Raw genomic sequence first — 12,414 nt, forward strand, 5'->3', positions numbered from 1 at the left:
CCCGTCCCGGCCCCGCTGCACCCGACACACCCGGTGCGGCAGCGGCAGCGCCCCCGGCCATCGCCGGGCCCCGCCGGGCATCGACACCCCAGGTGATGTCACCCATGACGCAGCAGTCCCACCCCACCGGTCTCCCCGTGATCGACCTCTCGCTCGCCGACGACGGCCCCCGGGGCCGCACCCGGCTGCACACCGCGCTGCGGTCGGCCGCCACCGGCGTCGGCTTCTTCCAGCTCGTCGGACACGACGTGACCCCCGCCGAGACGGCCGCCCTCACCGGAGCCATGCGGGCGTTCTTCGCCCTGCCGGAGGCCGACCGGCTGGCCGTGAGCAACCTCAACTCCCCGCACTTCCGCGGCTACACCCGCACCGGCGACGAACGCACCGGCGGCAACCGCGACTGGCGCGACCAGCTCGACATCGGCGCCGAACTGCCCCCGCACGTGCCCGCCCGCGGCGAACCCCCGTACTGGTGGCTGGAGGGCCCCAACCAGTGGCCGGCCGCCCTGCCCGAACTGCGGGAGGCCGCGCTGCACTGGATCGACCGGCTCGGCGGCGTCGGACGGCGGCTGCTGCACGAACTGCTCGCCGCGATCGGCGCCCGCCCGGACTTCTACGACGACGCCTTCGCCGGCCACCCCCACCTGCGGCTCAAGCTGGTGCGCTACCCCGGCACCGCGCCCGACGGCGCGGCCCAGGGGGTCGGCTCCCACAAGGACTACGGCTTCATCACGCTGCTGCTCCAGGACACCGTCGGCGGGCTGGAGGTGGAGCGCCCGGACGGCACCTTCCTGGCCGTGCCGCCGATGGAGGGCGCGTTCGTGGTGAACCTCGGCGAACTGCTGGAGGTCGCCACCGACGGCTACCTGAAGGCCACCAGCCACCGGGTGGTCAGCCCGCCCGGGGCGCGCGAACGGTTCTCCGTGCCGTTCTTCTACAACCCGCGCCTCGACGCCCACATCGAACCGCTCGACTTCCCGCAGGCCCACCACGCGCCCGGCGCCACCCAGGACCCGGCGAACCCGCTGTACGCCGAGTTCGGCCGCAACGAACTCAAGGGCTACCTGCGGGCCCACCCCGGGGTGACCCGGCGGCACCACGCCGACCTGCTGCCGCTCACCGCGGCCTGACCCGGCGCCGATCCGGCCCGACCACGACGGTGCGGCCGCTCCCCGGGGAGCGGCCGCACTGTTGCGTCCGCGCGCCTTCAATGCTTGCATTGTTCTAGCATCATGCAAACAACTGGAGCATCCCCATGGACCAGCCGGCACCGCGCACCCCGCGCCGCCGCACCCTCGCGTTACCGCCCCACCTGCTCGCCGCCGGCACCGTCGCCCTGACCTACCTGGGTCTGCACGGCCGGCTGCCCGACCCGATGGCCGCACACTTCTCCGGCAGCCGCACCGACGGCACCATGGCCCCGCTGCGCTTCCTGCTTCTCGCGCTGGCCCTCCAGGCCCTGGTCGGCGTGGTGTCCGTCGCCTTCGCCCACCGCGCCGACGGGCCGATGCTGCGCGGCGCGCTCGCGGCCGGATACGCGGCCGCCGCCCTGCTCGGCGGGCTGTTCACCGCCCTGCTGGCCGCCAACGCCGACGCCGGCACCGCCGACCGGGTGTCCTTCCCCGGCGGGGCGGCCGCCCTCGCCCTGGCCGCGGCAGCGGCGGCCGGCGCCCTCGGACTGCTGCTCGCGGGCCGCTCCCCGGCGCTTCGGCCACCGGCCCCCGCACCCCCGCGCCGGTCCGCCCCGCGGAACCGCTCGACCTCGGCACCGGCGACCGCGGCGCCTGGAGCCGTACGGCCGGCTCCCCGCCCTGCGCACCGCCGGGCCCGCGCTGCTCGCCCTCGCCGCGATCGTCTGGGCGGCCGGCAGCCCGGCGGGCGCGGCCCCGATCGCGGCGGCCGGGCTGCTGGTCGCCGCGGGCGCCCGGATCCGGGTCACCGTCGACCGGCACGGCCTGACGGTCGGCCCGCCCCTGCTGCGCCGTCCGCACCTGCACATCCCGCTGGAGCGGATCGCCGCCGCCGGCACCCGGCAGGTCCGGGCCCGCGCGGAGTTCGGCGGCTGGGGCCACCGACTGCGGCCAGGCACCAGTGGCATAGTGATGCGTTCCGGGGAGGCACTCGCCCTGCGCCTCACCGACGGCTCGGAGTTCGTGGTGACGGTCGCCGACGCGGCCACCGCCGCGGGCCTGCTCACCGCCCTCCTCCAGCGCTCACGGTAGGACGCCCACGTGCTCTTCCGGGTCAACCCCGCCTCGCCGCTCCCCCTGGCCGAGCAGATCGCCGGCGCGGTCCGCGGCGCCCTCGCCGACGGGAGCGTCCGCCCGGGCGAACGCCTGCCCTCCGCCCGGGCGCTCGCCGACTCGCTCGACGTCAACATGCACACCGTGCTGCGCGGCTACCAGCTGCTCCGGGACGAGGGCCTGATCGAACTCCGCCGGGGCCGCGGCGCCGTGGTCGCGGCCGGCGCCTCCCCCGACCGCACCCGGCTGCGGGAGAGCGCCGTCGGCCTGGTCGCCGAGGCCCGCGCACTCGGCCTGTCGGACCCGGAGATCCTCGACCTCGTCCGCGCCGCGCTCTGACGGCGGGAGCTCAGGCCTCGTCCTGGACGAGGCGGGCAGGAAGCCTCCGGTGGCGATCGGACCCCAGCGGCGCGGGGTGATCCGGATCAGCGACTTGCCCTGCCGGAGCATCGCGGCCCGGTACTCGTCCCAGTCCGGGTGCTCGCCGGCGATGTTCCGGTAGTACTCGACCAGCGGCCCGACCGACTCCGGGACGTCGACGACCTCCGCCTCGCCGTCCACCTGCACCCACGGCCCGTTCCACTCGTCGGAGAGCACCACCACGCTCACCGAGGGATCCCGCTTCGCGTTGCGGGTCTTGGCCCGTTCCGGGTAGGTCGACATCACGATCCGCCCCGCGTCGTCCACCCCGCAGGTGAGCGGCGAGGCCTGCGGGGTGCCGTCGGCCCGCCGGGTCAGCAGCAGGGCACGGTGCCGGGGGCGGACGAAGTCCAGCAGCTCGGCCAGCTGCACCCGGGTGTTGGTGGCGATCGAAGGACTCATGGCGCCGAGCCTAGTGCGGATCGGCCCCGGGCGTCCGGGCGGCGCCGGACCGCCCGCCGCGGGTGGACCACGGGCGGCGGGCACTGTCACACTGCTGCTGTCACAGCAGGACTGCCGCACCCGGCGGGGCGCGGGGCACAGGAGGGCAGGGGATGACAGCGAGCACGCCGCAGCTGACCGTCGACGAGCTGGCGGCGCGCGCCGGGGTCACCGTCCGCACCCTGCGCTTCTACGCGGCCAAGGGGCTGCTCCCGCCACCCGAGCTCGGGCCGCGCCGGGTGGGCCGGTACGGGCCGGAGCACCTGGGCCGGCTGGAGCTGATCGAGGAGCTCCAGCGGCAGGGCCTGACACTGGCCGCCATCGAGCGGTACCTGGCCCAGCTCCCGGACGACATCGGGTCGCTCGACCTCGCCATCCACCGTGCCCTGGTCGCGTCGTGGACGCCGGAGGCCGCCGAGGAGGCCGACCGCGCCCAGCTCTCGCGGCGGGCCGGCCGCACCCTCTCCGACGCCGACGTGGACCGACTGGCCGCCATGGGCGCCCTGCACCGCACGGAGGACCCGGACGTCTTCAAGATCGACCCCGGTCTGCTGCCGCTCGGCGTCCGGGTGCTGGACGTCCCGATCCCGCTGGAGACCCTGCTGGCCGCCCGCGCCGTCGTCCGCCTGCACAGCCGGGCGACCGCGCACGACCTGCACCGGCTGTTCCGGGACACCGTCTGGAAGCCGTACCGGGAGAGCGGTCCCGAACCGGCCGAGCTGGAGCGGATGAAACTGCTCACCGACCAGATCCAGCCCCTGCTGGTGCAGGCGCTGGTGACGGCCTTTCAGCGCTCGCTGGCCGAGGAGCTGACCGGCGGCACCGAGTAGCGCCCCGGCACCCGGACGGGCGCCGCCGCCGCTCTCGGCACCGGCGCGACGCCGTCCCTCGACCACCACACCCCCGGGGCGGTCGGCCGGCCCGCAGAATATTCGGTTGCGCCGCGGGAGGGAGCGGCTAGGGTACTGACGTTCTCGCGGATGCCGTGCGAGGACCTGACGTCGAGGAGGTGTGTCCGGATGGTTGCCGCCGTGACGCGGCGCGCCTTCGTGTGCGCGCCATACGCCTCCCTCGTACGTCCTCTCCCCACCGGCTGACAGCGCGTCGTCACGCCCGCCCGGTGGGCCACTCCTCAGGAGCCACCGCAGTGCGCGAGCGCTTTGCCGACAGCGATTCCTTCTCCCGCATCCGCCCCAGGGGCGGATCCCGTCGCGGCCGCAGGTCCGACCGGTTCGACGACTTCGAGCCCGAGTACGTCCCGTCCGGCACGGACGGACAGCCCGACGCCCTCGACGACGCCGACACCCTGGACGGCCCCGCCGAGGGCGACCGCTGGTCCACCTGGGACCGGTCCACCCCCACCGAGAAGGGGCCCGAGCCGCGCCCCGCCTGGGTGGTGACCGAGCTGGCGGCCGTCGACACCGAGCTCGGCATCGTGAAGACCGGCAAGGAGGCCGACGTCTTCCTGCTGGAACGCGGCGTGCCGGGCACCGGGCGGCGCACCCTGATGGCCGCCAAGCGCTACCGGGACGCCCAGCACCGGATGTTCCACCGCGACTCCGGGTACCTGGAGGGCCGCGCGCACAAGGAGTCCCGGGTCAGCCGGGCGATGGCCAAGCGCACCGCGTTCGGCAAGGAGGCGATCGCCGGGCAGTGGGCGGCCGCCGAGTTCGCCGCGCTGTGCCGGCTCTGGTCGGCCGGGGTGGCCGTCCCGTACCCGGTGCAGATCACGGGCACCGAGATCCTGATGGAGTTCGTCGGCGACGCGGGCGGCGCGGCCGCACCCCGGCTGGCCCAACTCCGCTCGGAGGAAGCCGACATCGACGACCTGTGGGAGCAGCTCGGACGCAGCCTGTCGCTGCTCGCGCTCGGCGGCTACGCGCACGGCGACCTGTCGGCCTACAACATCCTCGTCCACGCCGGGCGGCTGGTGATCATCGACGTGCCGCAGATCGTGGACCTCGTCGCCAACCCCCGCGCGCGCTCCTTCCTGGAGCGGGACGTCCGCAACGTCGGCGCCTGGTTCGCCTCCCGGGGGCTGCCCGAGCAGCGCGTCGACGAGCTCGTCGAGTCCCTCGCCCACGACGCGCGCCTGGGGTAGCCCGCCCGCCGGGCGGGACGCACGGCGGACCTGTGCCGCCCAACCCCGCGCGGGCGGGGTGGGGCGGCACGGACGAGGTCAGTCGCCGAAGGTGCGGCCCTCGGCGGCCATCCGCCGCAGCAGCGCGGGCGGGGTGAACCGCTCACCGTAGGCGGCGGCCAGCTCCTCGGCGCGGGCCGTGAAGCCGGGCAGCCCGCCCGGGTAGCCGTTGACGTACTGCAGGACGCCGCCCGTCCAGGCGGGGAAGCCGATACCGAGGATGGAGCCGACATTGGCGTCGGCGACGGAGGTGAGCACCTGCTCCTCCAGGCAGCGGACGGAGTCCAGTGCCTCGCTGAAGAGCATCCGCTCCTTCATGTCCTCGAACGGGATCTCCTTGCCGGGCTGCGTGAAGTGCTCGCGCAGCCCCGGCCACAGGCGGGTCCGCCGCCCGTCCTCGTACTCGTAGAAGCCCGCGCCGCCGCTGCGGCCCGGGCGGTCGAACTCGTCGACGAGCCGGTCGATCACCGTGTCGGCCGGGTGCGCCGTCCAGCTGCCGCCGGCCTCCTCGACCGCGCGCCGCGACTCGTTGCGGATCTTGCGCGGCAGGGTGAGGGTCAGCTCGTCCATCAGCGAGAGCACCTTGGCCGGGTACCCGGCCTGGGCGGCGGCCTGCTCCACCGAGACCGGGTCGAGGCCCTCGCCGACCATCGCCACGCCCTCGTTGATGAACTGTCCGATGACCCGCGAGGTGAAGAAGCCCCGCGAGTCGTTCACCACGATCGGGGTCTTGCGGATCTGCCGGACGAGGTCGAACGCGCGGGCCAGCGCCTCGTCGCCGGTCCGCTCGCCCTTGATGATCTCCACCAGCGGCATCTTGTCGACCGGCGAGAAGAAGTGCAGGCCGATGAAGTCGGCGGGGCGCGAGACGCCCTCGGCGAGCAGTCCGATCGGCAGCGTGGAGGTGTTGGAGCAGAGCAGCGCGTCGGGGGCGACGACATCCTGCACCTCCTGGAACACCTTGTGCTTGAGCTCGGGGTTCTCGAAGACCGCCTCGATGACGGTGTCGCAGCCGGCCAGGTCGGCCGCGTCCGCGGTCGGCGTGATCCGGGCGAGCAGCGCGTCGCGCTCCCCGGGGTGCTGCGGCCGCGGGCCACCGCCTTGTCCAGCAGAGCGGCCGAGTACGCCTTGCCGCGCTCGGCGGCCTCCACCGTGACGTCCTTGAGCAGCACCTCGATGCCGGCCCGGGCACAGGAGTACGCGATGCCCGCGCCCATCATCCCGGCGCCGAGCACGGCGACCCGGGCGACCGGGCGGGCGGGGACGTCCTTCGGGCGTCCGGCGCCGGAGTTGACGGCCTGCATGTCGAAGAAGAACGCCTGGATCATGTTCTTGGCGGTCTGCCCGGTGACCAGCTCGGTGAAGTAGCGGGCCTCGATCGCCATCGCGGTGTCGACATCGACCTGGGCGCTCTCCACGGCGGCGGCCAGGATGTTGCGCGGGGCGGGGTACGGCGCGCCGGCCAGTTGCTTGCGCAGGTTCGCCGGGAAGGCGGGCAGGTTGGCGGCCAGCGCCGGGGTGGCGGGGGTGCCGCCGGGGATCTTGTAGCCCTTGGCGTCCCAGCGCTGCACGGACTCCGGGTGGGCGTCGATGAACGCCCGTGCCTTGGTCAGCAACTCCTCCGGAGTGTCGGCGAGTTCGTCGACCAGGCCGTGCTGCAGCGCCTGCGCCGGACGGTACTGCTGCCCCTGCAGCAGCACCTTCAGCAGGGCGTCGGTGATGCCGAGCAGCCGCACGGTGCGGACGACACCGCCACCGCCGGGCAGCAGGCCGAGGGTCACCTCGGGCAGGCCGATCTTCGAGCCGGGGGCCCGCAGGGCGATCCGGTGGTGACAGGCGAGCGCGATCTCCAGGCCGCCGCCCAGCGCGGCGCCGTTGATCGCGGCCACCACCGGCCGGCCGAGGGTCTCCAGGGCCCGCAGGGCGCGCTTGATCCGCATGCCGTGCTCGAAGGTCTCCTCGGCCCGGTCGGGCCCGACGGAGGAGAGCAGGTGCAGGTCGCCGCCGGCGAAGAAGGTCTTCTTGGCGGAGGTGACGATCACGCCGCGCAGGCCCTCGGTGGCCGCCAGGCGGGCCACCACCTCGTCCAGGGAGGCGGTGAAGGCGGCGTTCATGGTGTTGACGGACTGCGCGGGGTCGTCGAGGACGAGGGTGACCACACCGTCCTGGTCCTGCTCCCAGCGGATGGCGGTTGCGTCGGTCATGGCAGGGTCTCTCCGGGGATCAGGGGTGGTCAGATGCGCTCGACGACGGTGGCGACGCCCATGCCGCCGCCCACGCAGAGGGTGGCCAGGCCGTAGCGCAGGTCGCGGCGCTCCAGTTCGTCGACGAGGGTGCCGATGAGCATCGCGCCGGTGGCGCCGAGCGGGTGGCCGAGCGCGATCGCGCCACCGTTGACGTTCACCTTCTCGTGGCCGAAGCCGAGTTCGCGCATGAAGCGGAGCGCGACGGCGGCGAACGCCTCGTTGATCTCGACCAGGTCGATGTCCTCGGCGGTCAGCCCGGCCTTGGCGAGCGCCTTGCGGGTGGCCGGGGCGGGGCCGGTGAGCATGATGGTCGGCTCGGAGCCGGAGACGGCGGCGGAGACGATCCGGGCGCGCGGGGTGAGGCCGTAGCGCTCGCCGACCTCCCGGGAGCCGATCGCCACCAGCGCGGCGCCGTCCACGATGCCGGAGGAGTTGCCCGCGTGGTGGACGTGGTCGATCCGCTCCACCCAGTGGTACTTCTGCAGCGCGACCGCGTCGAAGCCGCCCATCTCGCCGATCCCCGCGAAGGACGGCTTGAGGCCGGCCAGCGTCTCCACGGTGGTGCCCGGGCGGATGAACTCGTCGCGGTCGAGCACGACCAGCCCGTTGCGGTCGCGCACCGGGACGACCGAGCGGTCGAAGTGGCCGTCGGCCTGGGCCTTGGCGGCGCGCGCCTGGGACTCGGCGGCGAAGGCGTCCACGTCGGTGCGGCTCAGGCCTTCGATGGTGGCGATCAGGTCGGCGCCGATGCCCTGCGGGACGAAGCCGGTCTCGTACGAGGTCATCGGGTCCATCGCCCAGGCTCCGCCGTCGGAGCCCATCTTCACCCGGGACATCGACTCCACGCCGCCGGCCAGAATGAGGTCCTCCCAGCCCGAACGCACCTTGGCCGCGGCCAGGTTGACCGCCTCCAGGCCGGACGCGCAGAAGCGGTTCTCCTGGACGCCCGCGACGGTGTCGGGGAGCCCGGCGGCGATGGCCGCGATCCGGGCGATGTCGGAGCCCTGGTCGCCGATCGGGCTGACCACGCCGAGCACGATGTCGTCGATCGCCGCCGGGTCCAACGTCGGGAAGCGGGCCTGGAGTTCGTGGATCAGGCCGACCACGAGGTCGATCGGCTTGGTGCCGTGCAGGGAGCCGTTGGCCTTGCCCCGGCCCCGGGGGTGCGGACGGCGTCGTAGACGTACGCTTCAGTGGTCACGGTGGATGCCTTTCGATGCATCGGGGTCAGCCGAGGAGGGCGGCCGATGATCTCTTTCATGATCTCGGTGGTGCCGCCGTAGATGGTCTGGATGCGCCCGTCGGTGAACGCCCTGGCAACCGGGTACTCGCTCATGTAGCCGTAGCCGCCGTGCAGTTGGAGGCAGCGGTCGGCGGTGCGCTTCTGCAGTTCGGTCGCCCACCACTTGGCCATCGAGGCGTCCACCGGGGTGAGCGCGTACCGGTTGTGCTCGGTGATGCACCGGTCGACGAAGGTGCGGGTGACCGCGCACTCGGTGGCGAGCTCGGCGATCTCGAAGCGGACGTGCTGGAGCCTGGCGAGCGGCTTGCCGAACGCGGTGCGCTGCTTGACGTACCGGGTGGTGAGCTCCAGCAGGTGCTCGGCGCCCGCGATGGCGGAGACCGCGATGGCCAGCCGCTCCTGGGCGAGGTTGCGCATGAGGTACAGGAAGCCCTCGTTCTCCTCGCCGAGCAGGTTCTCCTTGGGCACCCGCACCTCGTCGAAGAACAGTTCGGCGGTGTCCTGGGACTTCTGGCCGATCTTGTCGAGGTTGCGGCCGCGCTCGAAGCCCGCCATGCCGCGCTCGACGACCAGCAGGCTGAGGCCGTGCGCGCCGCCCTCGGGGGTCGTCCGGGCGACCACCACGACGAGGTCGGAGATGATCCCGTTGGAGATGAAGGTCTTGGTGCCGCTGAGCAGGTAGTGGTCGCCCCGGTCCACCGCCGTGGTGCGGATGCCCTGCAGGTCGGAGCCGGCGCCCGGCTCGGTCATCGCGATCGCGGTGACGATCTCGCCGCTGCAGAAGCCGGGCAGCCAGCGCTCCTTCTGCTCCTCGGTGGCGAGCGAGGTCAGGTACGGCCCGATGATGTCGTTGTGCAGGCCGATCGCCAGCCCGCTCACCCCGGCCCGGGTGAACTCCTCGGCGAGCACGGCCGGGAAGCGGAAGTCGGGGGTGCCGCCACCGCCGTACTGCTCGGGGACGGCGAGACCGAGCAGGCCGTGCCGGCCGGCGGCGAGCCACGCCTCGCGGTCGACGATGCCGGCCTGCTCCCAGCGCTCGTGGTGCGGCAGCACCTCCTTGGCGAGGAAGGCCCGGACGGTCTCGCGGAACGCCTCGTGCTCGTCGGTGTAGATCTCGCGCTGCACCTGCTGCTCCTCGGGGGTGTGGACGGTCGGTGCGGTCAGCCGTGCTGCGGTGCGGTGAGGCCGGGGACGTCCCAGTCGCGGGCGACCTCGGCGGTGTGCGCGCCCGGGAGGGCGGGCGGGCGGCGCAGGGCGCCGGGGGTGGCGGAGAACCGCGGCGCGGGCGCGGGCTGGACGATGCCGTCCCGCTCGGTGTAGGTGCCGCGGGCCGCCAGGTGCGGGTGCTCCGATGCCTGACGCATCGTCAGCACGGCTTCGGTGCAGGCGTCCGATCCCTCGAACAGGGTGGCCCACTCGGCCTGGGTGCGGGTGGCGAAGCGGGCGGCGATCCGCTCGCGCAGTTCGGGCGCGCGGGCGAGGTCGTACGGCCCGGGGGCGTCCTCCCCGAGGCCGAGCAGGGCGGCGAACTCGGCGTAGAACCGGGGCTCCAGGGCGCCCACCGCCATCCAGGCGCCGTCGGCCGTCCGGTAGACGGAGTAGCCGGGCAGGCCGCCGTCGAGCAGGTTGGCACCGCGGTGGTCCTGCCACTGGCCGGCGCCGAGCAGGCCCCAGAGCATGGTGCCGAGGTGGGCGGCGCCGTCCACGATGGCGGCGTCGACGACCTGGCCGGCGCCGGTGGCCCGGGCATGGTGCAGGGCGGCGAGCAGTCCGACCACCAGGTAGAGCGAGCCGCCGGCGTAGTCGCCGAGCAGGTTGGCCGGAATGGCGGGCGGGCCGTCGGGGGCGCCGATCATGCCGAGGACCCCGGCGGTCGCGAGGTAGCCGATGTCATGGCCGGCCCGCTGGGCGAGCGGTCCGTCCTGGCCCCAGCCGGTCATCCGGCCGTAGACCAGGGCGGGGTTGCGGGCGAGGCAGTCGGCCGGGCCGATGCCGAGGCGCTCGGCGACGCCGGGCCGGTAGCCCTCGATCAGCAGGTCGGCCCGCCCGGCGAGGGCGAGTGCCGCGGCGAGCCCGTCGGGGGCCTTGAGATCGAGCAGGACGGAGCGCTTGTTGCGGTTGGTGAGGTCCGCGGCCGGCTCGGGGCCGATCCCGGCCCCGCCGGGGCGGTCGACCCGGACGACGTCCGCGCCGAGGTCGGCGAGCAGCATGGCCGCGAACGGGCCGGGGCCGATCCCGGCCAGCTCCAGGACGCGGACGCCGGCCAGCGGACCGTGCCCCGCGCCGCCGGGGACTGCACGGTCGTTCGCCACCGCCGGCCCTCCAAAGTTTGACAGTGAAGCTGTCACAGTCGCGATGATAGACACGCAACCCGCCGGTAACAAGAGCCCGCCGCCGGCTGTCCGGCGCGCCGCCCGGGCCGGGCCGCCGCGGTTGCCGTCCCGGGCGCAGGGGCGGATTCTGGGGCTGACGAGCGCAAATCCGGAGAGGGTGATCCGCCATGCACAACCACTGGATCGTCGACCTGAACTTCGAGGAGGACGAGAGCCGTACCAGCTGCACCGCCTCACTGAGCGGCTTCAGCGCTCCCGGCGTCCGCGGCATCGGCATCGCGCGGCGCAATCCCGACGACTCGCCCGACTCGACCATCGGCGAGGAGCTCGCCGCCGCCCGGGCCTGCTCCAACCTCGCGCACCAGCTGATCGACAAGGCGGCCACGGGGATCGAGACCCGCACCCACGAGACGGCCCGGCTCGGCCTCTGATCCGGCGCACGCGAAGGGCCCGGCGACGACGGCCACCGGGCCCGCTCCCTTGCCCGCACGCTGCGCGGCGAGCCCGTCGGCGTGATCGCCGGCGGCTTCCGCAGCCACGCTACCGGCGGGTAGAGTGCGGCGACCGGTCCGCCTTTCCACCCATCCGTCCCTCGCGGTCCGGCGGCCCCACGGGCGCGCGGACGGGAACGGGGAACGCAGCACATGACCGTCCGGACCAGGCCCGCCCTCTGGTGGCGGCTGGCGATCGTACTCTCGGCCGGGCTCGGCCTGATCCTGAGCAACAGCTCGCTGGTGTACTTCACCATCGAGAGCAACGTGATCGTGCTCGGCTACTTCATCGGCGCCGTCTACTGGATGGTGCGGCGCGGCACCGTCCTGGCGCCCGCGCCCCGGCTGCGCGGCGCCGCGACGCTCTACATCACCATCACCGGCCTGGTCGCGCACATCCTGCTCAACCACGGCGCCGACCCGCTGCCCGGCCTGGTCGACGGCCCGGACCGGCTGCAGAACTGGTCGAGCTTCTTCCTGCACTACGTGACGCCGCTGCTCGTCCTCGGCGACTGGCTGGTCCTGAAGCCCCGCAACGCCTCCCGCTGGAAGGACCTGCCGCTGTGGCTGGCCTTCCCGCTCGGCTACGCCGTGCTGACCGAGCTGCGGGCGATCCTCTTCCCGTCCTTCCCGCTGAAGTACCCGTACTTCTTCCTCGACCCGACCACGGACGGGTACGGCTGGGTGCTGGGCCAGATCGGGCAGTTGACCGTCGAGTTCGTGGTGCTCGGCGCGGCCGTGGTCGGCCTCGACCGGCTCGGCACCCGGCTGGCCGGCCGCTCGGCGGGCGAGCCCGCTCCGGAGCGGGTCGCCGAGCCGGAGCACGCCGACCACTGACCCCGGGCCGGCCGGGACGC

The 12,414-nt window shown here is 74.0% G+C and carries 7 protein-coding genes and 4 pseudogenes; 6 read left to right on the forward strand and 5 right to left on the reverse strand.

Annotated elements, in window-relative coordinates; genetic code table 11:
- Positions 1–104 precede the first annotated feature (104 nt).
- Together ABEB13_RS11095 and ABEB13_RS11100 are read left to right on the forward strand one after the other, a co-directional pair.
- Positions 105–1,130: an isopenicillin N synthase family dioxygenase gene (locus tag ABEB13_RS11095; protein ID WP_345705375.1), complete on the forward strand. Its 1,026-nt coding sequence runs from the start codon at positions 105–107 to the stop codon at positions 1,128–1,130.
- Between the two features lie 1,101 nt (positions 1,131–2,231).
- Positions 2,232–2,582 carry a GntR family transcriptional regulator gene (locus tag ABEB13_RS11100; RefSeq protein WP_345709625.1) on the forward strand — a complete coding sequence of 117 codons (351 nt, stop codon included), beginning with the start codon at positions 2,232–2,234 and terminating at the stop codon, positions 2,580–2,582.
- A 10-nt stretch (positions 2,583–2,592) separates the two neighbouring features.
- Here the strand turns inward: ABEB13_RS11100 and ABEB13_RS11105 are convergent.
- A pseudogene (locus ABEB13_RS11105) lies at positions 2,593–3,065 on the reverse strand (PPOX class F420-dependent oxidoreductase).
- A 152-nt stretch (positions 3,066–3,217) separates the two neighbouring features.
- Here ABEB13_RS11105 and ABEB13_RS11110 point away from each other — a divergent pair.
- Positions 3,218–3,934 carry a MerR family transcriptional regulator gene (locus ABEB13_RS11110; protein WP_345705376.1) on the forward strand — a complete coding sequence of 239 codons (717 nt, stop codon included), beginning with the start codon at positions 3,218–3,220 and terminating at the stop codon, positions 3,932–3,934.
- Between the two features lie 317 nt (positions 3,935–4,251).
- Positions 4,252–5,205 carry a serine protein kinase RIO gene (locus ABEB13_RS11115; protein WP_345705377.1) on the forward strand — a complete coding sequence of 318 codons (954 nt, stop codon included), beginning with the start codon at positions 4,252–4,254 and terminating at the stop codon, positions 5,203–5,205.
- Between the two features lie 78 nt (positions 5,206–5,283).
- Here ABEB13_RS11115 and ABEB13_RS11120 read toward each other — a convergent pair.
- The 4 genes and pseudogenes from ABEB13_RS11120 to ABEB13_RS11135 all read right to left on the reverse strand — a co-directional run bounded on the left by ABEB13_RS11120 (position 5,284) and on the right by ABEB13_RS11135 (position 11,000).
- Positions 5,284–7,448, reverse strand: a pseudogene (locus ABEB13_RS11120) (3-hydroxyacyl-CoA dehydrogenase NAD-binding domain-containing protein).
- A gap of 29 nt (positions 7,449–7,477) precedes the next feature.
- Positions 7,478–8,691: pseudogene (locus ABEB13_RS11125) on the reverse strand (acetyl-CoA C-acetyltransferase).
- A gap of 39 nt (positions 8,692–8,730) precedes the next feature.
- Positions 8,731–9,858: pseudogene (locus ABEB13_RS11130) on the reverse strand (acyl-CoA dehydrogenase family protein); the annotation flags it as partial.
- Between the two features lie 35 nt (positions 9,859–9,893).
- Positions 9,894–11,000, reverse strand: a complete 1,107-nt coding sequence (locus ABEB13_RS11135) for a CaiB/BaiF CoA transferase family protein (protein ID WP_345709626.1) — start codon at positions 10,998–11,000, stop codon at positions 9,894–9,896.
- A 233-nt stretch (positions 11,001–11,233) separates the two neighbouring features.
- On the opposite strand from ABEB13_RS11135, the gene ABEB13_RS11140 reads away from it, so the two are divergent.
- Together ABEB13_RS11140 and ABEB13_RS11145 are read left to right on the forward strand one after the other, a co-directional pair.
- A complete protein-coding gene (locus ABEB13_RS11140; protein ID WP_100890909.1) occupies positions 11,234–11,497 on the forward strand; it encodes a DUF1876 domain-containing protein in 264 nt (87 codons plus the stop codon).
- 213 nt (positions 11,498–11,710) lie between these two features.
- Positions 11,711–12,394: a Pr6Pr family membrane protein gene (locus ABEB13_RS11145; protein ID WP_345705378.1), complete on the forward strand. Its 684-nt coding sequence runs from the start codon at positions 11,711–11,713 to the stop codon at positions 12,392–12,394.
- Positions 12,395–12,414 lie beyond the last annotated feature (20 nt).

The sequence above is a fragment of the Kitasatospora paranensis genome (assembly GCF_039544005.1).
GTDB classification, from domain to species: Bacteria; Actinomycetota; Actinomycetes; order Streptomycetales; family Streptomycetaceae; genus Kitasatospora; species Kitasatospora paranensis.